Source organism: Bradyrhizobium sp. 2TAF24 (assembly GCF_052115025.1).
Taxonomy (GTDB): Bacteria; Pseudomonadota; Alphaproteobacteria; order Rhizobiales; family Xanthobacteraceae; genus Bradyrhizobium_A.
Window position 1 is genome coordinate 380,274 of the sequence record NZ_JBFRFW010000003.1, and the last position, 24,868, is coordinate 405,141.

General features: G+C 62.7%; 23 protein-coding genes and 1 tRNA gene. 8 read left to right on the forward strand and 16 right to left on the reverse strand.

What is annotated here, in order from left to right; translation table 11 throughout:
- Positions 1–4 precede the first annotated feature (4 nt).
- The 5 genes from AB4Z37_RS07640 to AB4Z37_RS07660 all read right to left on the reverse strand — a co-directional run bounded on the left by AB4Z37_RS07640 (position 5) and on the right by AB4Z37_RS07660 (position 4,116).
- Positions 5–499: a UPF0262 family protein gene (locus AB4Z37_RS07640; protein WP_441516096.1), complete on the reverse strand. Its 495-nt coding sequence runs from the start codon at positions 497–499 to the stop codon at positions 5–7.
- A complete protein-coding gene (hisD, locus tag AB4Z37_RS07645) occupies positions 496–1,791 on the reverse strand; it encodes a histidinol dehydrogenase (RefSeq protein WP_441516097.1) in 1,296 nt (431 codons plus the stop codon). Before hisD ends, AB4Z37_RS07640 begins: the two co-directional genes overlap by 4 nt.
- Before the next feature lie 86 nt (positions 1,792–1,877).
- A complete protein-coding gene (locus AB4Z37_RS07650; protein ID WP_441516098.1) occupies positions 1,878–2,366 on the reverse strand; it encodes a DUF2948 family protein in 489 nt (162 codons plus the stop codon).
- 18 nt (positions 2,367–2,384) lie between these two features.
- Positions 2,385–3,674, reverse strand: a complete 1,290-nt coding sequence (gene murA / locus AB4Z37_RS07655; RefSeq protein ID WP_441516099.1) for a UDP-N-acetylglucosamine 1-carboxyvinyltransferase — start codon at positions 3,672–3,674, stop codon at positions 2,385–2,387.
- A gap of 265 nt (positions 3,675–3,939) precedes the next feature.
- The gene (locus AB4Z37_RS07660; RefSeq protein WP_441516100.1) at positions 3,940–4,116 is read right to left on the reverse strand and encodes a hypothetical protein; all 177 of its coding nucleotides are present in this window, start codon (positions 4,114–4,116) and stop codon (positions 3,940–3,942) included.
- Between the two features lie 110 nt (positions 4,117–4,226).
- Here AB4Z37_RS07660 and AB4Z37_RS07665 point away from each other — a divergent pair, with 110 nt between their 5' ends.
- The 3 genes from AB4Z37_RS07665 to AB4Z37_RS07675 all read left to right on the forward strand — a co-directional run bounded on the left by AB4Z37_RS07665 (position 4,227) and on the right by AB4Z37_RS07675 (position 6,708).
- Positions 4,227–4,667, forward strand: a complete 441-nt coding sequence (locus AB4Z37_RS07665) for a nuclear transport factor 2 family protein (protein ID WP_441516101.1) — start codon at positions 4,227–4,229, stop codon at positions 4,665–4,667.
- A gap of 192 nt (positions 4,668–4,859) precedes the next feature.
- A tRNA-Thr gene (locus AB4Z37_RS07670) sits at positions 4,860–4,934 on the forward strand.
- A 94-nt stretch (positions 4,935–5,028) separates the two neighbouring features.
- On the forward strand, positions 5,029–6,708 hold the full coding sequence (locus AB4Z37_RS07675) for a hypothetical protein (RefSeq protein ID WP_441516102.1): 1,680 nt from the start codon (positions 5,029–5,031) through the stop codon (positions 6,706–6,708).
- A 143-nt stretch (positions 6,709–6,851) separates the two neighbouring features.
- On the opposite strand, the gene AB4Z37_RS07680 is transcribed toward AB4Z37_RS07675, so the two are convergent.
- Both AB4Z37_RS07680 and AB4Z37_RS07685 read right to left on the reverse strand, forming a co-directional pair.
- Complete coding sequence (locus AB4Z37_RS07680; RefSeq protein WP_441516103.1) at positions 6,852–7,091, reverse strand: hypothetical protein; 240 nt, start codon at positions 7,089–7,091, stop codon at positions 6,852–6,854.
- A gap of 199 nt (positions 7,092–7,290) precedes the next feature.
- Entirely contained in the window at positions 7,291–10,734 is a 3,444-nt protein-coding gene (locus AB4Z37_RS07685) for a phage tail tape measure protein (protein ID WP_441516104.1), read from the reverse strand.
- 501 nt (positions 10,735–11,235) lie between these two features.
- Here AB4Z37_RS07685 and AB4Z37_RS07690 point away from each other — a divergent pair.
- Both AB4Z37_RS07690 and AB4Z37_RS07695 read left to right on the forward strand, forming a co-directional pair.
- Entirely contained in the window at positions 11,236–11,799 is a 564-nt protein-coding gene (locus tag AB4Z37_RS07690) for a recombinase family protein (RefSeq protein WP_441516105.1), read from the forward strand.
- A 188-nt stretch (positions 11,800–11,987) separates the two neighbouring features.
- A complete protein-coding gene (locus AB4Z37_RS07695; protein ID WP_441516106.1) occupies positions 11,988–12,479 on the forward strand; it encodes a hypothetical protein in 492 nt (163 codons plus the stop codon).
- Between the two features lie 39 nt (positions 12,480–12,518).
- On the opposite strand, the gene AB4Z37_RS07700 is transcribed toward AB4Z37_RS07695, so the two are convergent.
- The 5 genes from AB4Z37_RS07700 to AB4Z37_RS07720 form a co-directional block, all read right to left on the reverse strand.
- Positions 12,519–12,767: a hypothetical protein gene (locus AB4Z37_RS07700; protein ID WP_441516107.1), complete on the reverse strand. Its 249-nt coding sequence runs from the start codon at positions 12,765–12,767 to the stop codon at positions 12,519–12,521.
- Positions 12,764–13,162, reverse strand: a complete 399-nt coding sequence (locus AB4Z37_RS07705; protein ID WP_441516108.1) for a hypothetical protein — start codon at positions 13,160–13,162, stop codon at positions 12,764–12,766. Before AB4Z37_RS07705 ends, AB4Z37_RS07700 begins: the two co-directional genes overlap by 4 nt.
- The gene (locus AB4Z37_RS07710) at positions 13,159–13,350 is read right to left on the reverse strand and encodes a hypothetical protein (RefSeq protein WP_441516109.1); all 192 of its coding nucleotides are present in this window, start codon (positions 13,348–13,350) and stop codon (positions 13,159–13,161) included. The genes AB4Z37_RS07705 and AB4Z37_RS07710 overlap by 4 nt, the downstream gene beginning before the upstream one ends.
- A gap of 486 nt (positions 13,351–13,836) precedes the next feature.
- Positions 13,837–14,796 carry a helix-turn-helix domain-containing protein gene (locus AB4Z37_RS07715; RefSeq protein WP_441516110.1) on the reverse strand — a complete coding sequence of 320 codons (960 nt, stop codon included), beginning with the start codon at positions 14,794–14,796 and terminating at the stop codon, positions 13,837–13,839.
- Positions 14,797–14,874: 78 nt separating this feature from the next.
- Positions 14,875–15,054: a CopG family transcriptional regulator gene (locus AB4Z37_RS07720; RefSeq protein ID WP_441516111.1), complete on the reverse strand. Its 180-nt coding sequence runs from the start codon at positions 15,052–15,054 to the stop codon at positions 14,875–14,877.
- Positions 15,055–15,579: 525 nt separating this feature from the next.
- On the opposite strand from AB4Z37_RS07720, the gene AB4Z37_RS07725 reads away from it, so the two are divergent.
- The 3 genes from AB4Z37_RS07725 to AB4Z37_RS07735 all read left to right on the forward strand — a co-directional run bounded on the left by AB4Z37_RS07725 (position 15,580) and on the right by AB4Z37_RS07735 (position 19,920).
- Entirely contained in the window at positions 15,580–16,764 is a 1,185-nt protein-coding gene (locus AB4Z37_RS07725) for a type I restriction endonuclease (RefSeq protein ID WP_441516112.1), read from the forward strand.
- A complete protein-coding gene (locus AB4Z37_RS07730; protein WP_441516113.1) occupies positions 16,706–18,208 on the forward strand; it encodes an N-6 DNA methylase in 1,503 nt (500 codons plus the stop codon). The genes AB4Z37_RS07725 and AB4Z37_RS07730 overlap by 59 nt, the downstream gene beginning before the upstream one ends.
- 473 nt (positions 18,209–18,681) lie before the next feature.
- Positions 18,682–19,920, forward strand: coding sequence for an aspartyl protease family protein (locus AB4Z37_RS07735; RefSeq protein ID WP_441516114.1), 1,239 nt, complete (start codon positions 18,682–18,684; stop codon positions 19,918–19,920).
- Between the two features lie 8 nt (positions 19,921–19,928).
- On the opposite strand, the gene AB4Z37_RS07740 is transcribed toward AB4Z37_RS07735, so the two are convergent.
- From AB4Z37_RS07740 to AB4Z37_RS07755, 4 genes are all read right to left on the reverse strand, one after another.
- On the reverse strand, positions 19,929–21,383 hold the full coding sequence (locus tag AB4Z37_RS07740; RefSeq protein WP_441516115.1) for a GntP family permease: 1,455 nt from the start codon (positions 21,381–21,383) through the stop codon (positions 19,929–19,931).
- 4 nt (positions 21,384–21,387) lie between these two features.
- Complete coding sequence (locus AB4Z37_RS07745; RefSeq protein ID WP_441516116.1) at positions 21,388–22,407, reverse strand: patatin-like phospholipase family protein; 1,020 nt, start codon at positions 22,405–22,407, stop codon at positions 21,388–21,390.
- Between the two features lie 211 nt (positions 22,408–22,618).
- Positions 22,619–22,981 carry a hypothetical protein gene (locus AB4Z37_RS07750; protein WP_441516117.1) on the reverse strand — a complete coding sequence of 121 codons (363 nt, stop codon included), beginning with the start codon at positions 22,979–22,981 and terminating at the stop codon, positions 22,619–22,621.
- 263 nt (positions 22,982–23,244) lie between these two features.
- Positions 23,245–24,867, reverse strand: coding sequence for an ABC transporter ATP-binding protein (locus AB4Z37_RS07755; RefSeq protein WP_441516118.1), 1,623 nt, complete (start codon positions 24,865–24,867; stop codon positions 23,245–23,247).
- Position 24,868: the final 1 nt, after the last annotated feature.

Sequence of the window (24,868 nt, forward strand, 5' to 3'; positions counted from 1 at the left end):
GCCCCTACCCCTTCCAGTGCAGGACGGAGATCAGCGTGAACAGGCGGCGCGCGGTCTCGAAATCGATTCGCACCTTGCCGTCCAGCCGCTCCATCAGCGTGCGCGAGCCCTCGTCGTGGATGCCGCGGCGGCCCATGTCGATGGCCTCGATCTTGTCCGGCGTCGCGGTGCGGATGGCGTGGTAGTAGCTGTCGCAGATCATGAAGTAATCCTTCACGATGCGGCGAAACGGCGTCAGCGACAAAAGGTGCACCACCACCGGGGTCGCATCCTCGCGGCGGATGTCGAACATCAGGCGGTTGCCGGTGATGCCGAGATGCAGCGTGAACGGCCCGCCGTCCGTGCCCTCGGGCGCGAACAGGTTCTGCTCGACGAGGTCGTAGATCGCGATCGCCCGCTCGTGCTCGATGTCCGGTCCGGAGCGGCCGATCGACTCCTCGTCGAGCGTCACCGCGACGATTCGCTTCTGGCCGTCGTCCGGGGCGGGCGGGGTTTTCATCGCAGGTTGAGGCGCAGTCCGACCGAGCGCGCGTGGGCGTCGAGGCCTTCGGCCTTGCCGAGGGTCATCGCGGCCGGACCCAGCGCGCGCAGTTGATCCGGACCACACCGCAGGATCGACGTCCGCTTCATGAAGTCAAGCACGCCGAGGCCCGAGGAGAACCGCGCCGAGCGCGCAGTGGGCAGCACATGGTTGGAGCCGCCGACATAGTCGCCGATCGCCTCCGGGGTATGGCCGCCGAGGAAGATCGCGCCGGCATTGCGGATGCGCACGGCGAGCGCGTCGGGATCGGCGGTCATGATCTCGAGATGCTCGGCCGCAATCGCATTGGCGAGCGGCACGGCCTCGTCGAGCGTGGCGACCTTGATGACCGCGCCATAATCGGTCCAGGACGCCCGCGCGATCTCGGCGCGCGGCAGCGTCGCGAGCTGGCCCTCGACGGCGGCGACCACCCGCTCGGCAAGGCTGTCGTCGTCGGTGATCAGGATCGACTGGGCGTTGGCGTCATGCTCGGCCTGGGCCAGGAGGTCGGCGGCAATCCAGTCGGCATTGGCGCTGCCATCGGCGATCACCAGCACCTCGGAGGGGCCAGCGATCATGTCGATGCCGACCTTGCCGAACACCAGCCGCTTGGCGGCGGCGACATAGGCGTTGCCGGGGCCGACGATCTTGGCGACGGGACGGATTGTCGCGGTGCCGTAGGCGAGCGCAGCCACCGCCTGGGCGCCGCCGACGCGGTAGATCTCCGAGACGCCGCCGAGATGGGCGGCGGCGAGCACCAGCGGGTTGAGCCTGCCGTCGGGCGCCGGCACCACCATGACCACGCGATCGACGCCGGCGACCCTGGCCGGCACCGCGTTCATCAGCACCGACGACGGATAGGCGGCGGTGCCGCCGGGCACATAGAGGCCGACCGCCTCGATGGCGGTCCAGCGATGGCCGAGCTCGACGCCCAGCGCATCGGTAAAGCGGTCGTCCTTCGGCAGCTGGCGGCGGTGGAACAGCTCGATGCGGTCGCGTGCCAGCGTCAGCGCCGCGATGGTGTCGGGGTCGCACGCCTTCACCGCGGCGTCGATCTCGGCGGTGGTGATCCGCAGGCCGGCGGCATTGAGCGAGAGGCGGTCGAACTTCGCGGTGGCCTCGAGCAGCGCCGTGTCGCCGCGGGCGACGACGTCACCGACGATGGCGCGCACCGCCGCCTCGATGTCGGCGGCAACCTCGCGCTTGACGGCGAGGAAGGCTTGGAAGCGCCCGGTGAAATCAGCGCTGCGGCTGTCGATGCGGATCGGCATGAATTTGTTCCGGAAGCGTCATGCCCGTCACGGGGCTGAACAGGCGCCCCGGGGCCCCTGCTCAATGGCGCGCCGGTCCGGCGGCGTCAACCCTCTGCGGTCGGCTTCGGGGAACCGGTCGGACCAAGCGGCGGCGCCGCCTCGTCCAGGGTCTCGCTCATGGCGTCGGCATCGAGGCCGAGATCGGCGAGCTCGCATTCCAGGCATTCCAGCTCCAGCCGCAACGCGCCACCACCGGAAAACAGCAGCATGGCGCTGCCCGAGGGCGAGCGGCCCGGGTTGAACTCGATGCCGATCAGGTCGAGCACGGTCTGGGGGGCCGACAGGTCGATCTTGCGGGCCTGGCAGGCCAGCACGCGGTCGAACCGCAGCGCCGAGAACAGGCGGCAGGCCTGCGGCATGCCGTCGAGGGCCTGGTCCCAGTCGAGGCGGCGCATGCCGATGACGAGGCGCTTGTCGCGCGGCCGCCAGATGATGTCGCCGACGGCGACACGGGCGTCCTGGACATGGGCCGAGATGACGCAGAGATCATCGGCGTCGAGAGCCGCCAGTTTCCGTCGCGCCGCCTGTCCCATGGTCCGCCGCCCGTCGTCTCAGCCGCTGATGCGCTCGATGGTCGCCCCGCAGGCCGACAGCTTGTCCTCGAGGCGCTCGAAGCCGCGATCGAGATGGTAGACGCGGTTGACCATGGTCTCACCTTCCGCCGCCAGCGCCGCGATCACCAGCGACACCGAGGCGCGCAGGTCGGTCGCCATCACCGGCGCGCCGCGCAGCTTGTCGATGCCGTCGATGGTCGCGGTCTCGCCGTCGAGATGGATGCGGGCGCCGAACCGCGCCAGCTCCTGGACGTGCATGAAGCGGTTCTCGAAGATGGTCTCGGTGAGCTGCGAGCGGCCCTTGGCGCGGGACATCAGCGCCATCAGCTGCGCCTGCAGGTCGGTCGGGAAGCCCGGGAACGGCGCGGTCGACACCGTCACCGGGTTGATGCCGGCGCCGTTGCGGGCGATGCGGATGCCTTCATTGGTCGGGGTGACGACCGCGCCGGCCTCGCTGAGCACGTCGAGCGCCGACTGCAGCAGCTCCGGCCGGGCGCCGGCGAGCAGCACGTCGCCGCCGGTCATCGCCACCGCCATGGCGTAGGTGCCGGTCTCGATGCGGTCAGGCAGCACCTCGTGGCGCGCGCCGTGCAGCTTCGCCACGCCCTCGATGACGATGCGCGAGGTGCCGGCGCCGCTGATCCTGGCGCCCATCTTGTTGAGGCAGTCGGCGACGTCGACGATCTCCGGCTCGCGCGCGGCATTGGTGATGACGGTCGTGCCCTTGGCAAGCGTCGCCGCCATCAGCGCGACATGGGTGCCGCTGACGGTGACCTTGGGGAATTCGATCTCGGCGCCGATGAGGCCCTTCGGCGCCCTGGCGATGACATAGCCGCCGTCGATCTGGATGTCGGCGCCGAGCTTTTCCAGCGCCATGATCAGCAGGTCGACCGGGCGGGTGCCGATGGCGCAGCCGCCGGGCAGCGACACCTTCGCCTCGCCCATGCGGGCGATCAGCGGCGCGATCACCCAGAAGCTGGCGCGCATGCGCGACACCAGCTCATAGGGGGCGGTGGTGTCGATGATGTTGGCCGCGGAGATGTGCAGGGTCTGGCCCTGGTACGCGCGGTCGCCCGAACGCTTGCCCGCGCTCATGATGTCGACGCCGTGGTTGCTCAGGATCCGCTGCAGCAGCGCGACGTCGGCGAGGCGCGGCACGTTGTCGAGGATCAGCGTCTCGTCGGTCAGCAGCGCCGCGGTCATCAGCGGCAGGGCGGCGTTCTTGGCCCCGGAAATCGAGATGGTGCCGTTGAGCTTGTTTCCACCGACAATACGAATGCGATCCATGCCGCCCCCTGCTGCGTTGCTGCACGCGCTGACTTAAGCGCATGGGAGCGGCAATGCAAAAGCTTTCCAGAGAATTCTGCCCGCCCCGAAAAAACAGTGTTCTCAGGCCATTACGGCGAAAGTCGGATCGGCGGGGCGCCGCGGCCGCCACGGGCGGCTCAAAGGAAAGCCCCTCACGGCCGGATCTGTCCCGGCCAACACAACCGGCAAACCGCCCGTTTCAACAAAGGCTTGAGGATGCGCCCGGCATACGCGGCGCCCCTCCTCACGCGTTCTCGCCCTCGACGCCTGTGCCGTCATCGGGCGCGACATCCGGTTCCCGAGGGGCCGCCGGGGTCTCCCGGGCCTCCTCGGCACGCCCGCGCGCCTGGGCTTTGCGGCGCTTGAGGTTTTCGCGGAGCGCGGCACTGAGACGGTCGCGCCGTTTGGGATCGTCGGACATTCAGAACCTCTTCATCCGGCACGCGGAGCAATGGCAGAGTGGCGGCCCGGAGATCTTCCGAACCCGAGAGATAATCCATCCCGCAGGGGATCGTCAGGAGGCTACGTCCTATGACCGCCAATGCCCTCGCCGACCAGGCGCAACGCACCCTCGACGGCTGGCACCGCTTCGTCGCCAGCGGCGACCAGGCTGACCTCGCGCCGCTGCTGTCGGAGCGAATCGTGTTCCGCTCGCCGGTCGTCCATACCCCGATCCCGGGCAAGCCCGCCACCATGCTGGTGCTCGGCGCCGTGGTGCAGATTTTCCAGGATTTTCAATATCATCGCACCTTCGTGGCGGGCGCCCACGACGTCGCCCTGGAGTTCAGCGCCAAGGTCGACCGCTTCGATCTCAAGGGCCTCGACCTGATCCGGTTCGACGCCGACGGCCGCATGATCGAGTTCGAGGTGCTGGTGCGCCCGTTCAAGGCGCTGGAGGCGCTCAACGCCGCGATGACCGCCCGGATCGGCCCGGAACTCGCCCGCCTCAAGCAGGCCGGCGCGCCGGCCTGACGCACGACCTGGCCGGTTCCGGCGCCCGATCGGCGGGAAACCCGCCGATTTCCACCGCCGAAACGGCCCGCTGACAAAAAGCGGGGTGTGGATGACCGTTTCCATGCATCCAGACGCTTGCGCCGCCGCATGGCATGTGGCAAAGGTCGCCCCGCCGAGCGGCCTGCCATGGCAGATTCCCGCGCCGGACGTGCTGCCGTAGCTCAGTGGTAGAGCACTTCATTGGTAATGAAGAGGTCGACAGTTCAATCCTGTCTGGCAGCACCATCCATCCCCTTGGATGTATTGATTTTCTTGGAAATTCGGTCCTGAGTGCCACACGAAAGTGCCACACAGACCTATGGTTTCCTTGAAGTATTCTATGGCTAAGCGAGCCCGCTCCAGCGTTCCCCAATTCCGAGTCCGCGTACCCACGAAGGTGGTTGCTCGCCTTAGGGGGAAGCGCGTCCTGCTGAACCTTTCGAACAAGAACGATCGCCCCTGCATCAAGGTTGCGACGATCGGCGCTGATGTGGCGTTCAGCCTCGAAACGACTGACCGCGTCGTGGCAGAGTCCCGGCAGGCAAACGCGCTCGATCATCTCAAACGACTGTTCGAACTAACGGAGGCTGATCCGGTTCGGCTCTCACACAAAGACTTGGTCGCGCTGAGTGGAGAGACCTATCGTCTCTACAACGAAATACACGGCGACAATCCGGGCGAGCCCTCAGCATGGGCCTACCATAAGGCACTTCACCGGGCTGCACTTGAAGGCCGCGTTCAGAACCCACCACCTGCAGCGCTTCTGGCAAATGAAGCAGACGTAGCGGTCCAGGTCTTCGGCAATGATCGCGATCTAACTGAAGCGGTCAACGCCCTCCCAGCGGGTCAACACGACGCTTTGGAACATCGCTTCGGATTGTTGGCCGATTGGGTTCTGATCCGCCTCCGCATCAATCTTGCCGGGGAAGATCGCCCGCGCTTCCTGCGGCTTGTCGGGACTGCCGCGCTGGATGCGGGCTGGAATCTCCGCCGCAACTCGGAGGGCGACTACTCTCCCGATCCGAAGGCGCGACGCTTCCCGACGGTCGAGTCCGTTGCAGCTATAAAGCCGAAGCAGACGATTACGGGCCTGCTTGAGCTGTGGTGGACGGAAGCAAAGAAAACGGGTCGCAGCCAGCAGACTTATGACACGTACAAGGGCGCCATCGATCGCCTGATCAAGCATCTTCGTCATGATAATGCTGGACGGGTCTCTGAACAGGACATGCTGGACTTCAAGGATGCGCGCCTCAAGACCGTCTCCGCCAAGACCCTGAAAGACGGCGATTTGCCCGGCATCAATGCCGTATTCAATTGGGCAGTAGACAATCGGAAGCTTGCGAAGAATCCGGCAAATGCGATCAAGGTCAGGTCAGAGAAGAAAACCCGGACTCGCCCTAAGGGCTTCACGGATGACGAAGCCAGTGCGATCTTCAATGCCTGCCTTGCCTACAAGCAGAGGCCCAAAGAGGACGCTAAGACCGCTGCGGCAAAGAGATGGGCTCCGCTGATCGCGGCCTATACCGGCTGCCGAATTGCGGAGGCGTTACAATTACGCAAAGAGGACATTCGAAAGGACTCCAAACGCCATGTGTTCGATCTAAATCCACTGGCCGGCAGTATCAAATCGGGGACATATCGACTTGTCCCCGTTCACCCGCATCTAATCGAGTTGGGCTTGCTCGAATTCGTCAAAGAGGCGGATGACGGACCGTTGTTCGCGAAGGGCTCCTATAAGAGAGTCGTGGATTTCGTGCGACCGATCGTGTCTGACGAGCGTGTCCAGCCAAACCATGCGTTGCGGCACCGTCTCAAGACGATCAGCCGCAATCTTGGACTGGACCACCGAGTGGTGGACGCCATCCAGGGGCACGCGCCGCGAACGGCAGGTGAGGACTATGGAGACGTGTCGGTGCTCGCAATGTCGCACGTTATCGACAAGCTTCCGAGGATCGAGCCGCGTAAGCCGGATCAGAAGTTAGATCAAGAGACGGCCGACGAAGCCACACCGGCCGCATGATTTGAGAGCCGAGCGAGGGTTCTGCTAAACTGACGATCGTCGATCAGGTAGCCGATCACGTTGGTCCATACGCAGAAAAAGCCCCGACAATTGCCGGGGCGTTTCAAAGTGCTGGAGATGCGGAGGTCGTTGCCCCGTTCCTTTCAGAAAGCACCCACATAGACCCGATCAAGGTCAATCGCGTCGGTCGGGTCTGCGAGCCAATCTCTGATCCATTGATCCACCGGACCATGCATGCGGAGCGCGTCCCACAACGAGTCGATTGCATTCGTGATGAGGCGTCGGTCAGCAGAATGGATCGATAGATCCTCGCCATCATTTGGACGGGCTACGTATCTGCCGGCTTCGTTCTGGATGATATTATAGCTGCGATAGTGACTCATCTGATTCCCCCTTGGCTCATTTAGCCTCTGATACGAACGATCCGCGATCGGACCGCCTGAACTCAACACGGTCCCCAACCCGTCCGTCCATATGTTTTCGTGCAAATTCGCAAGGCGCTGAGACGGCAGAGAAAAGAGAGCCCGACCGCTTGGTCACTTTGCATGAATGCAAATGAACTAAGCGCCGGCTCCGTCTTTCTCAGGTGTATTCAGATTCGGTATCGTGAGCGCGCCAGTTCATCTGCTCGTCGATCCGGCGCTGTACCAGAAGCGCGAGTGCCTGCGGATCATGCGATCCGCCATTAATGTGGATCGCAACCTGACCGCCAACGCCCATGCGAGCATCGCTCGCACCGGGAGATTGGTAAGCCGGTGGGGGTACGTTCCGCGTAGCATCAACCGCAGATGGAACGTTTTGAATCGCCCGTCTGAGCTGATATTTTCCCGGGCGCTCCCAGCTGTAGGAAACGGCATCACCGTGATTGCCAGAGATCATCTGGATTGCGCCGTCCTCTCGGACGTTCCCGGTTGCCATTCCAACGTGATGCGGTGCGACCATGATGTCGCCGCGCTTCACTGCGCCTTCGACAGCCGAACCCCAGCGATAGAAGCTTGCGGCAGCTGCGCTGCCAGTACCCTTGATGCCATTCTCACTGAGAGCGGCATTGACGAAGCGGGCGCACCAGGCATTGACGTTTCCACGCGGATCGTGCCGGATGAAGTTGGCAATCTCCCGGGTGTCGGTCCACTCGTTTTTGCCCACGAACCGCTCAGCCGTTCTGACCGGATCGCCGAGTCCCGTGATGGAAGACTGCGGATCGGGGTCCGCCATCTGTCCCATAAACTTGCTGACGCCCGACTTCCAGAAACGATTCTGGCCGCCACGATCGTTCGCCGCCCCTTGTGGAGCATAGATGCCGGCCATGCGGTCCATGTTGCCGCCAGCCCGCTGCCAGTTCCTGGCGACGGTTAATGCGGTCTTGTCGATACCAGCATCCAGGCTGCCGAACTGCATCTTCTTCCGCCAGTTCGTCGACGGATCCATGATCCCGCCGGGATTGTTGCCACTTAGGTTTTGCCCCTGACCGGTTTCATGAGCCATGATGCCGGCCAACAGCGCCGGGCTGACGCCGCTGCCCATCGCGGCAGCAACTACCTGATCGTACTTGCTGGCCATCGGAGTGCCGGCAAATGTGCGTTCAAACGCAGCTTTGTTGAGGCCGTCTGCCATGCTGCCACCAGCACCAGAGAACGACGGCACGCGGTCACGGCGAATGATGCCGCCGCTACCGACTCCGAAATTCGGCAGGATGCGTCCGGGGCTGCTGTTGAAAAGAGATGTCGGGCTTGCGCTGCCGGACCCGAGAGCTGCCAGCCGTCCGCCAGTGTTGAAGGCGCTTGCGACAGCGCTACCCGTTGCGCCGATGCTGCCACCGGTGAAGAAGGCGGCCCGTTCGATCTTTGCTCCCAGGTTGTCGATCTTGGAGCCGACATCCTCACGGAATGCAGTCGGGTGGAACATGTTCCACCCCTGCATCTGCTGCAACGCCTTGTCGTTCTCGATTCTCTTAAGCGTCCAGTTGTCGATGCGCTTCTGGTGATCGGCCTTGCTCTCACCAGGACGTCGTGGACCGGGAGGAGGATTCTCCTTCTGCTCACGCTCCTCCGCCATCTTTGACATCTTGTTACGGAGGTAAGCTCCTAATGCTCCGCCGACGAGCAACCCCGCACCGATCGGGCCAGAGAAGATCGCAGCTACAGCTGCAACGATTGCGACGAAACTGCTCAATACGCCGATCACCGGACCCATTAGGGTGAGTGCGCCCACCAGGGCAACGATCTGACCGGTGAACTTGCCGATCGCCTCAGGGTCGGAGGAGTTCTTGCCGAACATCTCCATGACGGTCTTGCCGGCGGACGCGATCTGACCGGCGATCGACCTGATACCCTCCGCAAAGCCCTTACCAAACAACCGCCACTTCTCAGCGGTGCCGGCACCAAACCCGGTGGCGAGAGCGCGGACAGCTTCGCCCCACTCTTTCAGACCAAATCCACTCCGAAGCCCGTCCACCAATGCGGCGACGTGCATCTTGATGCTGTCCCAGTCGAAGGTGTCGCCTATCGCGATCAAGGCGTCGCTGATCTGGTTGAACATGTTATCGAGACCGGCACCGATCTTTTCAAAGCCGAGACTGAAAGCCGCGCTGATTGTGGACCAGCGCCCCTGCATAGACTTGATCTTCTTCAGATAGGTGCTGTCGAGAAAACCTTGCTTGGTTTCGACGTCGCGCAAGACATCCCGTAGCTTGTCCCGACCGAGGACGAGAGTGAGCAGCTCGTCCATCCATTCGCGACCGCCGATCTGCTTGGCGACCTTGGTACGCAGCTTCTCCGGCATGGCCGCGAGGTTGTCCAACATCTGAGTGATTGCCTTCACTGGACTGTTCCGCATGGCAGCGGCCATGCTGCTGCGACCGCCGAACCCCAGGGCGTTGGCTGCCATGTTGAGGTCTTTGGCTTGCTGACCATGTGAGCTGTCTGCTCCGGACACTTGCGACGTGAGGAACGAGAGGAAGTTACCCGCCTTGTGCGGCTGGATGCCGAGAGATATCGCAGTCGAATTCAGCGCCGCCAGCTGCTCCGGAAGCAGCTTGGTGGTTGCCAATGCGGAGAGGCTCCGGCGCATCGCACTCACGATCTCGGTACCGTCAGCAGCGGTCGCGTTGTTCGCCACGGCAATCGCGTTCAGGATGTTGCTGAAACGGCCTTTATCCCAGGTCATCTGCGTCGCGAGACGACCAAGCAGCTTCGCAACATCTCCCACCGGAACATCAAGTCCGGCCTGCGCCTTGAGCGCAAGTTCGCCAAAGTCTCCTGCAACGCGCTTGCTGATGCCGGCCTTTAACCCCTCGGTCGCAACGTCCAGCGCCTTTGCGGTGCCGATCCCAAACTTAAGCCCGGCCCGATCTGCGAAGCTCTTACGGAGGTCTTCGACTTCCTTCGGAGTCAGGTCACCGTACATCTGACTCCGAACCTCTGCCGCCTGCACCTCCATCCGCCTCTTGAGAGCGCCAGCAACCCCGGCCCCCATAACTCCACCGCCCACCACGATCGTGCTGATGCGTGGTACTGGCAGGCGACCGACGGAGGCGCCACGGATGCGGCCGATGTCACCGAAACTGGCGCCGCGTGATCCCGTACGTTCGGCACGACGCTCCGAAGCGATGCGCCGGCTGATCTGGTGCTGATAGTCCGCTTCCAGCCTGTTGAGCTGTGCGTACATACGGCGAGCATCATTGACCCTCTGGTCGGCTGCTCGCTTCCAGTCATCTGCAAATGACCGGCTCGCCTGCTTGCTTGTGTTGGCTGCACCGCGCATCTGTCCAGCGAGGTTCTGAGCGGCGCGGCTGAAACCATCCATTGACTGGATGCCGGTTCGGCCCAAACCGATGAGCGAACTGTTGAAGCTCTTGGATAGGGACTGCAGCCTCCGAACTTCGGCTAGGAGCTTCCGCACTATCGGGCTCGCCTCGTCGGTCGCGGTGAGCCGGGCGTGGATATCGAGATTATTGTGGTCGGACACTGTTTTTTCTTTCTTGTTAGCGTCGTGCATCAGCGCGCCGCAAATGACTTTTTGCAGCACGGACGAGTGCGCAGAGGCAGGGTGGATTGACGCCAGCGCTCCACGGTCTGCCGCAGCTCCATCTGTCAAACAAACTGGAGGGTCGGCAGGGATGTTGGGAAAAGGTCCTTTTAGAGCTGAAAAGTATGAGGTCCTTTCCCGACCCATCCCCCCATGCCCCATAAAAAAATTGACCATTCCGAAAAGCTCGGCTGCCATTTCCGATGGGGTCGGAAGCGAGCCCGGTGGAGGCCGGCAGGGCAAGGACGCGAGTCCGCAGCACGACGCGATGCGGCCGATCAGAAGCCAATCCATCGTAAGCGGGAGCCTGATCGATGCAGGCACAGTGCGGATACCGGCCGTGTTGCGAGCCCTGAGCCTATCCGGCTCCGTGTCTCGCAAGGGTATACGGTAGCGAGACGACGACCTGAGACGAAAAATGTGTCTCAATAGGGTTGACTCATGAGATATGAGACGACATTGTCTCGGGGTCTAGAGCCAAATGAGACAGGAGCCCTTGCCATGACCGTTATCGGATACGCTCGCGTCAGCACCGCCGACCAGGACTTGACGATCCAGGAAGCCGCTCTCCGGGCTGCCGGCTGCGATATCATCAGGACGGAGAAGCGGTCCGGTACCACCACGGCGGGCCGCGATGAGCTTCGGACCGTCCTGGACTTCATGCGCAAGGGGGACGTGCTGGTCGTCACCCGCGTTGATCGGCTCGCGCGGTCGATTGGCGACCTGCAAGACATCGTCCGCGAGATCAAGGCGAAGGGCGCAGCCCTGAAGGCCACCGAGCAGCCGATCGACACTAGCACGGCAGCCGGCAAGGCCTTCCTCGACATGCTTGGAGTATTCGCGGAGTTCGAAACGAACCTCCGGAAGGAACGTCAACTGGAAGGTATCGCCAAGGCCAAGGCGAACAACGTCTACAAGGGGCGGAAGCCCTCTATCGACGTGGCGAAGGTCCGAGAACTGAAGGCGGCCGGGGTGGGTCCTGCAGCGATTGCGAAACAGCTCAAGATCGGTCGTGCGTCGGTCTATCGTGCGTTGGGGGAAGCAGGGCAGGAGGCGCAACGGTGAGAGCCAACGCGACCGGGCGAGCGCTCCAGCGCGTCTCAATCACCGTCGCACCTCCAAACGAAGGCCGCCTCTAGAGCGGGACATCAGCTCCGGGCGGGTCCTCCGCCCTTGCATGCATTGTTAAGCGCACGCGGGAGATTCATACTTGGCGTGTTGAGTCCGATCTGTTGCAACACGGAAAGCCTATTATGCGTCGTCAATTGATCCTGTTTTCGTCGGTAGTCGCGAGCCTCGTTCTGACCAACCACCAAGTCGAAGCCGGCGAATTCGTATTCGAACCAGCGCCGGCCAGTGCTGAGCGCATCGATCCAGACAAGCTCTCGGAAGTGGAAATTCCATCTATGGACCTAGCCCGCAGCCTTGCGCATGCCGCCAAGGTCGGGACCAAGGTGAGAACGGCCGGGGGAATGGCCTGCTTCAAGGCTGATGAGCACGAATACCGATGTGCGAAGCTTCATGCCAACTCCGGACGGTCTGGTCTGATTGTGGCTCTTGACGTGGACGAGCCGGCAAAACAGGTCCTAGACCAGTACTGCTTCACGATCGCTCGGGCTTGGCGCGACGGCCGATGTGCCTTCAACGCCACTTTTGTCGTCGCCAGACGCGGCATGAATCAGATGGAAGACACGTTCGTTTACCTGACCGAGCAAATGAAGCTCACGCACTGGTCAAAGTACTAGACGACCTACAGCGTAATTGGGGCGCGACTACCTTGACGCCTATTCCCGCTCGATTTCTGCCAACCTCTTCAGAGCTTCATTGAGCGCGGCTTCCTCAGCGGAGGTATCGCGAACCCGGCGAAGCGCCGCGCGTGCAGCTTCGACGTCCCCCCGCGCTTCCGCGAGGCGGCGCTGGCGTTCGCGTTCTAGCAGATGCCTCGCCCGTGCGGCCCGAACATCATCTGGAACAGAGGCGCAGAAATCGGCCGTAGCAGCGGCGCTATTGGAGCGGTTGTATCGCATGTTCATCTTCCTTCTCGGATCGCGGCGACCCGCGCATCCATCATTTGAGCGGTCAAGCCGGTCACCTTCGAACGAACCTCATCCCAGTCATCGGGAACGGATCGTTTCCGATCCGCCTCGACTCGTCGGCGCATGAAATCGGTCAGCGTTTCGCCCGGTCGGCGCTCATCTGAGGCAGCCGGCGTGTCCTGGACCTTCAAAAAGGCGCCCGGCAGGTGGTTGCGCAGGCTGGTGACGAAGTCGGCCTTGCTGACGCTTCCGCGGCCTGGCATCGCGATCAGTCCATCGGAGGTCATAACGCTGCCGGCAAGATCGATGCTTGCTTGGCGGACGGCGTCCGCGTTGGGTTGGTAGCCTTGGCGCCGCGCTTCCGCGAGAATCAGGCTTTCGATGTCGGTCATCGCGCGGACTCCCTCTTCAGGCGGTCAATCAGCGCCCGCCGCATCCAACTCGACCTGTTGGGACTCGACGGATCGTCATTTGTGGCCGCCTTGTCGATCTCTTCCAGGAGTAGTTTTGGAATCGCGATACTGATGTTCGCCATTGGACTGCTGACCAGATCGTCGGTAGTGAACTTGATATGCGCCATGGGCATTCTCCATAAAAAAAAGCCCGCTCGGTTTTGCCGGCGGGCTCAGTGAATGTCTTTCAAAAAGAAAATGGCCACCTAGAAGGGCGGCCATTATTCATCGTGAATGTGTAGCAGTGTATCTGGAATAATACTCAATAGACCACAAAAGTCAATGGCGTCATGGTACCGGCTGTGGTCTCGACCGAAAATCAATTGTTCCTTTTTATGGTACGCAACCAGGGTTGAGCGCAATCCTAACCTCCACTGCAACCGTGGTTGAGTTCACACACTTCAAATGAGCCTGCCACCTATCAGCCTCTCGCACTCGTCACGCGCGCCATCAACCCCAAAATGCTCCACATGCGTCAGCCGTGGCCGCTGATGCACGTTTGCGGATCGGCTAAAGGAACGACAGCCCCGGCCGGAGAACGACGGGCGAGCGCGTTGGCCTGCAATGACCATCGGCCAAGTTACGACCGCCGATCTGCGATCCGGCAGCCTCGATCAGACCCAGACCCTCTGCTTGAAACGCTCCGATTTGATCATCGCTTCGAACTGGGTCCAGCGTCGTTCCCGCAGCCACCGCACCGGAGTGGTAACGTAGCGCGGGTTGTCCCCCAGGTGCTTCTTGTACATGCGGAGCCCATCCATGATCTGCGTAGAGGTCGTATCGCCTGCTAGTGCGATCTTCCGAAACTCCGTGAGTGCTTCTGCCCGGTATTTCTCGAGCTGGTTAGGGAAAGCTTCAAAGAACAGGTTGAACCTCTCTTGGACGTGAGCTTCCGCGGGACCGGTTGGATGGGCCTCCTGCTGATTATCGTTCGCATGCAAACCATCCACCGATTTCGGCTTCGCACCATCATCGAGACAGCCGGCATCGCGCCCCGCGCCAGCGGATGTGTTCTCTTCACCGGGTTCTTTCACTGAGTTCTTTTCACTGAGTTTACCCGTCTCCGAAGACGGGGCGGCCCCATCACCGATGACGCCACCGTCCCCCCGCTGGTGACGGGACGGCCCCTGCGTTGGTGACGGGACGGACCCTGCACCGGCGACTGCTTCGGCGCCGCGCTTCGCCACCCACGGCTGTCCCCGGTGGAAGCGCAGGACGTGCTGGCTGCTCCGCTTCAAGCCGCCTGCATAGGACCGATGGACAACGCTCAGAAATCCAGCCCTGTCGAGCCGTTTGATGGACCGCTCGACTGTCGAGACCGATACGCCTAGCTCGGCAGCGATCGTCGGCTGAGCTGGATCGCACTGTCCGGTCATGTTACTGCGATGACCGATGAGGGCCAGCATCACGAGCACATCCACTTGCTCTAATGATTTCGGATACTTTCGCCCTTTCGCCTGCTCTTTTGCTTGCTCCTTGGTCAAGGCAAACAGCAGATCGAGGCGATCAGTTGGCTGGACGTAAAAAGCGCCTTTGTCGTCGTCGCGCTTGTCGGTGCGAGGATTTTCTGACATATTGATGCTGTGCTTTCAGACTGATCTGAAGCCCCTTGGCGTTGGCGCGCCGGGGGCTTTCTCTTTTCATGGATAGGGCTACTTCGCTGTGGCCTGGAGCTGCCGCAGATGCACGGTCACTGCCTGCCGCATGAACTCCGAACGGGAGAGTCGCAGTTCGATGCGCGCCTGATCCAGCGCGGCAAGCTGGTCAGCCGGGAGGTTGAAGCCGACATAGCTGCGAGCGTTGTCGGGGTGGAAGTGCATGTAGGTTCCCATTGGATTTGTCTCCTAAAAGCAAAAAAGGCCGCAGCGGATGCTACGGCCAAGGGCGGACGGATAAGGCCCCACCTCCGGCAGGGCCTTTGTTCAATTAAATAGCGATGTTCAAGATGATGTAGTGAGTCCTGGGCTGAATTGCAAATTTTTGATGCTACGGCGCTCGACCCCCGCTATTGCCTCACTCCCCGGCTCACTCTCTTCAACGCTTGAGGGGTCAGCAGCTTCGTCACCATGTCTCAGGTTGTCGCATTGCGCTCCGTGCGTCAGTTGCATTCCACGCGGCATTTCCAGTCGCCGACATATCCAGCACACAGCTCACCTCCATAGGGAGGGACGGTCATGCGACCGCCGGATATTGAGCCGACCGCATGACATTTCCCGGGCCGGATGCGGACCCGGCGCGGACGAGCCCGAGCAAAAGCGAATGGAGAGTAAAGCTTGCCGGTCGATTTGCTACTCGGCAAATCGCAGGGAGTGCTGTAAACGATTCGAACGCATAACGAGGGGACGAAGGATCGAGAAATGGCCAAGGGGGAAGCCGGCAACAAGAACCTGTTTTGCCAATCTTCGGACCTACACAATGAGGCGGCAGTTGAAAATCTGATGGTCACGCCGCTGGTGAAGTTCCTCGGCTACAAGGACTCTCAGATTAAGTTTAAGAAGGACATCTCTCCTGAGAAAATCGCGCTCGGGTCGAAGTCGGTCAAGTACCGTCCTGACTACCTGCTCTTCTACGATGGAAAGCCCAGAGTCGTAATTGATGCAAAAGCACCGAGCGAAAGTCTTGCCAATTGGGTTCAGCAAATCTCGTCCTATGCCATCACGCTGAACCAGCAATTCGAGGGGATCAACCCAGTTCGGTACATGATCCTATCGAACGGAAAAAACACGCTTGTGTTCGAATGGACAGAAGGCAAGCCGCTCATTGACGCAGAGTTTCACGAATTTCAGACGGGTCATCCCAAGCTGAAGCGCATGCAAACCCTGCTTGCGCCAAAGGCAACCGCCGATGTTGCTAGTCCTGTCCAAGCAGCGCACCGCTTCGAGCGCAAGTCTATTGAGGACGTGAACGCGGTCTTCGCCCGCTGTCACCAGCACATCTACACCAGCGACAATATGAGTCAGGCGGCCGGCTTCACCGAATTTGTGAAGCTGGTGTTCTTGAAGCTTCTCTCGGACCGTAGGGTTCGGGACACATCTGGCGATCTGATCTGGCAAGAGCGCTTCGACGTTCCAGCTTCCGACGTAACCTTCTCAACTCGGTGGATCAAGGAACGGGAGACGGATACCGCGAATCCGATAGACACGATTCAATTCCAAAACCTGATTAAGGAGATCGAAGGAGAGATCAACAAAGGCAATCGCAAGCGCATCTTCGACGCAAACGACAAGCTTCGTCTCAATCCAGAGACTATCCGCTATGTGGTGTCAAAGCTGGAGGGAATTTTTCTCTTTGGGATTGATGTCGATCTCAACGGCCGGCTTTTCGAGACCTTCCTTTCTGCCACCATGCGCGGCAAGGATCTTGGCCAGTTCTTCACTCCAAGAAGCATCGTCAAACTCGGAACCAACCTCGCGAATTTGCGCGCCGATAAACTTCACATTGATATCGTGYTCGATGGCTGCTGCGGTACCGGCGGATATGTGGATGAAGATCGACAACAACACGACTCTGTCTGCCGAGGAGAAAGCCAAGCTGCGGTCTGACGTCGCCAATCATTCGCTCTACGGTGTGGACGTTGGCAGAGACCCTAATCAGGCCCGTCTCGCGCGAATGAATATGTACCTGCATGGCGACGGAGGCACCTCGATCTTTGAGGCGGATTTCCTCGATAAGCAGCTTCGAACTGAAGATGTCGGCGAAATTGAAACAAAGGGCTATATCGACCAACTGCGAAAGCTGCTTGCCCAAGCAAAAGATGGCTTCTGTGACGTGGTCCTCACCAATCCCCCCTTCGCGAAGGAATACGATCGGGGTAACAAGGTGCAACAAGCAATCCTTGAAGACTATGAGATCGGCGAAGACAGGCAGAAGGTCAAATCCAGTCTGCTATTCTTCGAGCGCTACTATGACGTTCTTCGCGAGGGAGGGCGCCTTGTCTCCGTCATAGATGACGGGCTGCTAAGTGGTCGTGGTTATCGACCTTTCAGAGAGTTTCTTAGAAAGAAGTTCATCGTCAGAGGTGTGGTCTCGCTGCCGGGAGATGCATTCCAGCGTTCTCAGGCTCGCGTGAAAACTTCCCTAGTGGTGCTGGAGAAGCGAAAGAGTGAAGATCAGGAACAGACCCCTGTGTTCATGTATGCTTGCCGGTTTGTCGGGATCGACGATCCTAAGCGCCAACGAGTGCTGCCAATTGACCGAAAGAACCGCGAAGCGGCAAACAAGGAAATCGCCGAAGCATCGAAGCTCTTTAAGGCCTTCCTAGCCGGCGATGCTAACGCTTGTGCTGGCTACATTGTGCCGGCCGACAAGGTGCAGGATCGACTCGATGTAAAGTCATGCTTCGCTAAGACCGGCCGAATGATTTCGACTTGGAGCAAGAAGGGGATATCGACTACCACGATCGGCGACCTTCTGGATGAACACACCTTCTCAGAAGACGAGACAATCATCCCAGAGGACTCTACCGAAGAGGTGACGTACTTGGTCGTCGGGTACGACGGCGTGGCTAGGCAGGGTGAAACTGTCATGGCCAGCGATCACAAAGGCAGTCGACTCTACCCGGTGAAAGCCAACCAAATTGTAATCAGTCATATCAATGCCGTGCACGGATCAATCGGGTTCGTCTCGGATGAGTTAGCCGGCTGCGTCATAACGTCGGAATACACGGCGCTCGACGCCAAGGGGATTCTTCATCCCAAGGTCATCTGTGCCATACTTCGCTCGCCTGAAATTCGCTCGGAGCTATTGGTCCGTGCGAGCGGCGTAGGACGGACCAGAATTGATTGGGCGGTGATGAGGGACATCGTGGTTCCAAAACCTGCTGCGGTCATGGCCAAAGAGCTGGTTCGCAAGATGGAGAGCGCCGAAGAGATGATCCGCAAAGCTGCTGCTCTACAGGCAGAAGTTAGATCACAGCTTGAAAGCAGTTTTGAGCTGGCGACAGATGCCGCAATTGCGACCCTTCAGCAATTCAAGCCACCGAAGTGAAATCGAGAGATGTACTGACGAGCGGCCTTGGAGCCAACCAACAGTATGAGGTAGTCTCCAAGCCCAAGGCGTCACGCAAGAGTGCCACACAAAAACAGATCGCTGGACCGAAAAACGCAACAGAATCAATATCAAACGGGATTGCCGCGTTAGTTCAATCCTGTCTGGCAGCACCATTCTTCCTCTCCAGAGACATTAATCTCCCTCTCCAGAGACATTGATCGCAATCGCGCGGCCACAGCGGCTTGATGTCGCGGGCGCAGGGCTGCACGTTTCGCCGTCGCCAGTCGTCTACGATGGGCAGGTTCTCTTTTTGATTCCTGCCAGACATTGCCCGATCACGTTCCGGATTTTTCAAGCCCATGCACCATGGTGACCGCGCCCGACGGCGGCCGCGCCGCTGCAGGCCATTGAGCCCTGCCGCACTCTGGACAGCCGCTTCTCTGATCATACTGGTGGGGTCGGCCGGTTCTGTGGCCCGGGCCGATGTCCGCCCCGAGGATCTCCCGCCCCCTCCGGGCGCGCTCGAACGCGATCTCGGGCAAAGGGCGACTGCAAAGACGGCACCCGCGGTCCCCGGCAATGCCACCAGCCTGTCCGAGCCGAACGAAATTCCGTTCATACTCGAAGAAAGCCACATCATCATCCCCGTATCGATCGACGGCGGCCCGGCGAGACCATTTCTGTTCGACACCGGCGGACAGCTCGTGATCACGCGCGAGTTCGCCGCAAGCATCAAAATGCAGTCGCTGCGAACGGCTCACGTCGGCGGCGTCGGCGCGAAAGTCCTTCACGCCGACATCGTGAAGATCGGTCGCGTCACGGTCGGCGCGGCGACACTCGAGCAGGCGACGGCCCGCGTGCTCGAGCTCCCCAACATCATCGTCGACCGTGGCTCACGGCCACGGCTCGCCGGGCTGATCGGCGCGGAGCTGCTCGCCCACTACGCCGTCTCGATCGACTATGAGCGCCGCGTCCTGACATTGAATGCGCCGGGATTTCGGCCTTCCGCGCCGTTATTCACGCTGCCACTCGGCCTCGCCATGTCGCCGGACGGCCTCAGCCACCCGTCGATCAGCGCCGAACTCGACGGCGTCACCGGCGATTTCCTCATCGACACGGGAGCGAACGGACAGATCGTCCTGTCCGAAAAATTCCAGCGTGAGCATCAGCCGTATGCCGGCAAGACGCTGCATTTCCTGACGCCGGGTGGCGTCGGCGGTCGCGCGCATATGCGGCTGGGGTTCGGGCGGCAGTTTCGCATCGGCACGTCCAGCCTGCCGTTGCCTCTGGTGGCCGGCATCGACCCCGGCGGATCGAGCCTGTCGCGCTCACCGCTTGCCCATGTCGCCGGGGTCATCGGCCACGGCGTGCTCTCCCGCTTCGTCGTCACCGTCGATCGCCCGTCGGGACGGGTGTATTTCGAAGCGGCGGCCGATCATCCACGTCCGCCGAGCTTGTACGGCACCGGAGCAATCCTCGACAAACCGGACCATGACGCGTTCGAAGTCATCGATATCCTGAGCAATACGGCCGCCGAGCGGGCCGGCCTGCGGCGCGGCGACCGCATCGTCGAAATCGGCGGCCGTGCCGCGCGTGACCTCGGCATCACCGATGTCCACATGTCCGCGCGGACAGCGATGCGCGGCGTGACGCTGCGCACTTCGGACCAGCGCCAGTTCGATCTGACCTTTAGCCCGCTGCTGCCGTAGTCCGCGCGTCAGAACGACCCGACCACCCCACCCATCACGATCACCGCGACCAGCGCGGCGATCGAGCTGACGACGCCGACCATGACGATATCCCTGTAGCTGTCGCGGTGGGTCAGGCCGCAGATCGCGAGCAGGCTGACGACCGCGCCATTGTGCGGCAGGATGTCGAGCGTGCCCGAGCCGATCACCGCCACGCGGTGCATCAGGCCGGGATCGATGCCGGTACGCGTGGCGATGTCCATGTAGGTTTGCCCCAGCGCATCGAGCGCGATGGTGAGGCCGCCGGATGCCGATCCCGTCAGCGCCGCCAGCAGGTTGGTCGCCACCGCCAGCGACACCAGCGGGCCGCCACCGATGCCGAGCACGGCGTCGCGCACCATGGCGAACGCCGGCAGCGCCGCGACGACAGCGCCGAAGCCGACGAGGCTCGCGACGCTCAGGGCCGGCAGCACCGAGGCATTGGCGCCGGCGTCCATGGTCCGCCGCAGCGCCGGCAGCCGCGCCCAGTTGCAGGCGATGACGGTGACGATCGCCGCTGTGAGCGCGACCACGACCGACCACACGCCGGCGACGGCGGCGAGCGAGGTGCCGCCCCACTTGTCCTCGGCGAGATAGGCGACGTCGAGCCACGGCAGCACGACCAGCGACATCACGAGGTTGACGGTGACGACCACGACCAGCGGCAGCACCGCGTTGACGACCGGCACCGCGGCCTCGCTGTGGTGGCCGTGACGCATCTCGGCGGGATCGAACTCGCGCGCCGTGGTCGCGCGCTCGCGCACCAGCTCGTCGGCGCCGGCCTGCACCGCGGCATCCACGAGCGCTTCGCCATAGCCCTCGCCGGCCTGCCGCGCCGCGCGCTCGGCGCGCGCCAGCCACCACAGCCCGACGCCGAGCATGATAATGGCGGCGATGATGCCGAGACCGGGCGCGGCGAACGGCGTGGTGCCAAAGAACGGCATGGGAATGGCGTTCTGGATCGACGGCGTGCCGGGCAGCGCCGACATGGTGAAGGTGGAGGTGCCGAGGATGACCGCGGCCGGCACGAGGCGACGCGGAACATTCGCCGCGCGAAACAGCGACTGCGCCATCGGCACAATCACGAAGAACGCGACGAACAGGCTGACGCCGCCATAGGTAACGAGCGCGCCCGCGAGCACGACCGCGAGCATCACCCGCTTTTCGCCAAGGCGCTCGCCGATGAAGCCGGCCACAGCGGTGACCGCGCCTGAGTCGTCCATCAGCTTTCCAAACACCGCGCCGAGCAGGAAGATCGGGAAGAACTGCGCGAGGAAGCCCGCCGCGCTGACCATGAAAACCTGCGTCCAGCTGGCCAGCAGCGGCGCGCCGCCGAAGGCGGCAGCCACCAGCGCGCACAGCGGCGCCAGCAGCAGCACGCTCCAGCCACGAAACGCGAGCCAGATCAAAAGGCCAAGCCCGACCAGGATGCCGAGCAGCCCCATGGCTTCAGCACTCCGCCAGGAGGATGTCGAGATCGGCGGTCGAGCGCACGCCGAGGTCGGCGCCGTGCGCCTCGATGAATTCGCCGGCGGCGCGCCGCCCTTCCTCCCGCAGCTTGGCGATGAACGCCCATTCGGCGTTGAGCTTGGACGACGCGCCGAATGTCGCGAGCATGTCGCTCTTGATGCGGTGGGTCTTCATCTGCGCCCAGCGCGCGCCCTCGCCGGTGCCGGGATCGGCGACCTGGCGCAGCAGAGCGATCATCCGCAGCTCCTTGGCGAGCGGCGAGTTGAACGAGATCTCGTTGAGGCGGTTGAGGATCTCCGGGGCGGTGCGCGGCACCTCCTCCCGCTCGGTGGGATTGATCTGCACGAACACGGTGTCCTGTGCGTCGGTCTCGCGCACCAGCGGCGTGATGGTGGGATTGCCCACATAACCGCCATCCCAATAGGGCTCGCCATCGATCTCGATCGCCGGAAACATCGTCGGCAGGCAGGCGGATGCCAGCAGCACGTCCGCGGTGATCTCGGCGTTGCGGAAGATGCGCCCGCGGCCGGTGCGCACCCGCGTCGCGGTGACGAACAGCTTGATCGGCGCGCGCGCCAGGCGCTCGAAATCGATGCTTGCAGTGAGGATATCGCGCAGCGGGTTGAAGCCGAGCGGGTTGAGATCGTACGGCGACAGCACGCGCGATATCAGGTCGGTGTAGAGATAGGCAGGCGAGGTGTCGAGCGACCACCGGCCCAGCAGGCGATCGAGAAAGGACCACTGCAGCGGGCTGAACGCGGCGGCGCGCGACACGCTGCGCCAGTATCGTTCCAGCGCCTCGCAGGCGCCGGCCGCACCGCCCGCGGCCCAGCCGTCCACCAGCACGGCAGCGTTCATCGCCCCCGCCGATGTCCCGGAGATGCCCGCGATCTGAAGCCAGGGCTCCTCGAGCAGCCGGTCGAGGACGCCCCACGTGAACGCGCCATGCGAGCCACCGCCCTGGAGCGCCAGGTCTATGAGCACGGGGCTTCGATCCATGGGTTCACACCCTGCCATCGTCATCCTGCGGCAGGGCGACTATGTCCCAGGCCGGGCGGACACGCGAGCCAAAGTTGTGGTCACGGTTCGCCGCACGTCCGGTGCCGCAGAGCGATTCGGTTGCGGACACAGCCGCAGATTCCCGTCCAGCGGGGCGCTGCGCCCCGCGAATCGCATCGCCATGAGGAGGTGGATGGCCGCCGGGACCCGCCTACGCCTGGCTCGCGCCGACCTGCCGCGACCGGCTGCGCTCGCGCAGCAGCATCACATTGATTGCGACACCGACGATCAGCGACGGTGCGACGGCGATGAACATCGCCAGCGGCGACAACGGCTTGGGGGTGATCAATTCGAGCACCATCGCCGTGATCAGCCACATGGTCGCGAACGACACGGCAAAGTCGATGCGAGGAACGCGCAGCCAGTACAGGACGGCCGCGATCACCGTCGCCGGCGCGATGGCGGCGCCGATCATGTACACGGTCAGTTCCGGCGGCGTCGCAGCGTCGATCACCATGGCCGCCAGCAGCCACAGACTTCCGAACATCGCGGCCACGTCGACAGGATGCCTCATCCCGGGTCCCCTTGCGCCAATTTGGCGCAGGGAGTTTCACCCACACGCTCCTGATCATCAAGGGGTTACCGCCCCGGTGCTGCGGCCATCCCGCGCCGATCCACAAACGGATCACAGACAGCAGCCCCGGCTGTTTAAAAATTTTCATCAAATCAACAGCATACAGGACTAAAGTCTCAGTCACCGCCTGCCCTGCGACATAGCGGAGGCGCCGGCCTCCGACACTGCGCCGGGCGATCATGGATCCCGAGACCTGCGCTGCGTCAAGCCGGCACCGCCGCGCGCGCGAGGCTGAACTCCCGCCCCGGAATCGAGGCGAGCAGCGCCTTTGTGTAGGGGTGCTGCGGGTGGCCGAATACCCGCGCCACCGGGCCGCTCTCCACCACCTCGCCGTCCTTCATCACCGCGACGAGATCGCAGATCTGTGCCGCGACGCGCAGGTCATGCGTGATGAACACCATCGAGAGGTCGAGCCGCGCCCGCAGGTCGGCGAGCAAGGTCAGCACCTGCGCCTGCACCGAGACGTCGAGCGCCGACACCGGCTCGTCCGCCACCAGCACCTTGGGCTTGAGCGCGAGCGCGCGCGCCAGCCCGATACGCTGGCGCTGACCGCCCGAGAATTCGTGCGGATGGCGGTCGACCGCCGCGGGATCGAGCCCGATCAGGCCGAACAATTCGCGTGCCAGCGCCAGCGCGCTCCCACGCGGCATGCCATGGACGATCGGCCCCTGCGCCACCAGCTCGCCGGCGGTGCGCCGCGGATTGAGCGATGCGAACGGATCCTGAAACACCATCTGGATGTTGCGCGTTTCCTCGCGCATCGCGCCGTGGTCGAGCGCCGCGAGATCCTTGCCGTCGAGCACGATGGCGCCGCCGTCGGGATCGATCAGCCGCATCAGGCAGCGCGCCAGCGTCGACTTGCCCGAGCCGGATTCGCCGACGATGCCGAGGGTCGCGCCCTTCGGCAGGGCCAGCGACACGTCCTTGACCGCATGGGTGACGCGGGCGCCGCGGCCGAGAAAGCCGCCGGTGCGATAGGTCTTCGACACATGATCGATGGTGAGGATCGCCTCGTCCGCCAGCTTGCGCGGCGGCGGCACGGTCAGGCGCGGCACGGCGGCGATGAGCTGGCGCGTGTAGGGATGCTGCGGCCGGTTGAGCACCTCGTCGGCGGTGCCCTGCTCGGCGATGCGCCCCTGCTGCATCACCACCACGCGATCAGCGATCTCGGCGACGACGCCGAAGTCGTGGGTGATGAACAGCACCGCGGTGCCCTTGCGCCGCTGCAGGTCGTGGATCAGCTTGAGGATCTGCGCCTGGGTGGTGACGTCGAGCGCCGTGGTCGGCTCGTCGGCGATCAGCAGCCTGGGATCGAGCGCCAGCGCCATGGCAATCATGGCGCGCTGGCGCTGGCCGCCGGACAGTTCGTGCGGATAGGCCTTCGCCGCCCGCGCCGGATCCGGGATGCGGACTTCCTCCAGCAGCTCCAGCACCCGGGCGCGGATCGCCGCGCGCGACAGATCGGTGTGGATGGAGAACATCTCGCCGATCTGGTCACCGATGCTGCGCAGCGGATTGAGCGCGGTCATCGGCTCCTGGAAGATCATGGCGATGCCGGCGCCGCGCACCCTGCGCATCGCGGCCTCGTCGAGCGCGGCAAGGTCGCGTCCCTCGAACAGCACCTGGCCGCCGGTGATCGCGACCCCGCCGGGCAGCAGGCGCATCACCGCATTCGCCGTCATCGACTTGCCGGAGGCGGATTCGCCGACGACGCAGACGATCTCGCCGGCATTGACCGCGAACGACACATCGTCGATGGCGAGCGGGCGGTCGGCGCCGCGCGGCAGGCGGACACTGAGATGGTCGAGGGTGAGGATGGCAGTCATC

Excerpts from the sequence above, each read along its gene's own strand:
- AB4Z37_RS07745 (WP_441516116.1), bottom strand. The coding sequence starts at position 22,407 with ATGGATCGAAGCCCCGTGCTCATAGACCTGGCGCTCCAGGGCGGTGGC.
- AB4Z37_RS07650 (WP_441516098.1), bottom strand. The coding sequence starts at position 2,366 with ATGGGACAGGCGGCGCGACGGAAACTGGCGGCTCTCGACGCCGATGAT.
- AB4Z37_RS07675 (WP_441516102.1), top strand. The coding sequence starts at position 5,029 with ATGGCTAAGCGAGCCCGCTCCAGCGTTCCCCAATTCCGAGTCCGCGTA.
- AB4Z37_RS07730 (WP_441516113.1), top strand. The coding sequence starts at position 16,706 with ATGAAGATCGACAACAACACGACTCTGTCTGCCGAGGAGAAAGCCAAG.
- hisD (WP_441516097.1), bottom strand. The coding sequence starts at position 1,791 with ATGCCGATCCGCATCGACAGCCGCAGCGCTGATTTCACCGGGCGCTTC.
- AB4Z37_RS07680 (WP_441516103.1), bottom strand. The coding sequence starts at position 7,091 with ATGAGTCACTATCGCAGCTATAATATCATCCAGAACGAAGCCGGCAGA.
- AB4Z37_RS07705 (WP_441516108.1), bottom strand. The coding sequence starts at position 13,162 with ATGACCGACATCGAAAGCCTGATTCTCGCGGAAGCGCGGCGCCAAGGC.
- AB4Z37_RS07720 (WP_441516111.1), bottom strand. The coding sequence starts at position 15,054 with ATGGGAACCTACATGCACTTCCACCCCGACAACGCTCGCAGCTATGTC.
- murA (WP_441516099.1), bottom strand. The coding sequence starts at position 3,674 with ATGGATCGCATTCGTATTGTCGGTGGAAACAAGCTCAACGGCACCATC.
- AB4Z37_RS07665 (WP_441516101.1), top strand. The coding sequence starts at position 4,227 with ATGACCGCCAATGCCCTCGCCGACCAGGCGCAACGCACCCTCGACGGC.
- AB4Z37_RS07695 (WP_441516106.1), top strand. The coding sequence starts at position 11,988 with ATGCGTCGTCAATTGATCCTGTTTTCGTCGGTAGTCGCGAGCCTCGTT.
- AB4Z37_RS07750 (WP_441516117.1), bottom strand. The coding sequence starts at position 22,981 with ATGAGGCATCCTGTCGACGTGGCCGCGATGTTCGGAAGTCTGTGGCTG.
- AB4Z37_RS07660 (WP_441516100.1), bottom strand. The coding sequence starts at position 4,116 with ATGTCCGACGATCCCAAACGGCGCGACCGTCTCAGTGCCGCGCTCCGC.
- AB4Z37_RS07715 (WP_441516110.1), bottom strand. The coding sequence starts at position 14,796 with ATGTCAGAAAATCCTCGCACCGACAAGCGCGACGACGACAAAGGCGCT.
- AB4Z37_RS07740 (WP_441516115.1), bottom strand. The coding sequence starts at position 21,383 with ATGGGGCTGCTCGGCATCCTGGTCGGGCTTGGCCTTTTGATCTGGCTC.
- AB4Z37_RS07710 (WP_441516109.1), bottom strand. The coding sequence starts at position 13,350 with ATGGCGCATATCAAGTTCACTACCGACGATCTGGTCAGCAGTCCAATG.
- AB4Z37_RS07700 (WP_441516107.1), bottom strand. The coding sequence starts at position 12,767 with ATGAACATGCGATACAACCGCTCCAATAGCGCCGCTGCTACGGCCGAT.
- AB4Z37_RS07690 (WP_441516105.1), top strand. The coding sequence starts at position 11,236 with ATGACCGTTATCGGATACGCTCGCGTCAGCACCGCCGACCAGGACTTG.
- AB4Z37_RS07640 (WP_441516096.1), bottom strand. The coding sequence starts at position 499 with ATGAAAACCCCGCCCGCCCCGGACGACGGCCAGAAGCGAATCGTCGCG.
- AB4Z37_RS07755 (WP_441516118.1), bottom strand. The coding sequence starts at position 24,867 with ATGACTGCCATCCTCACCCTCGACCATCTCAGTGTCCGCCTGCCGCGC.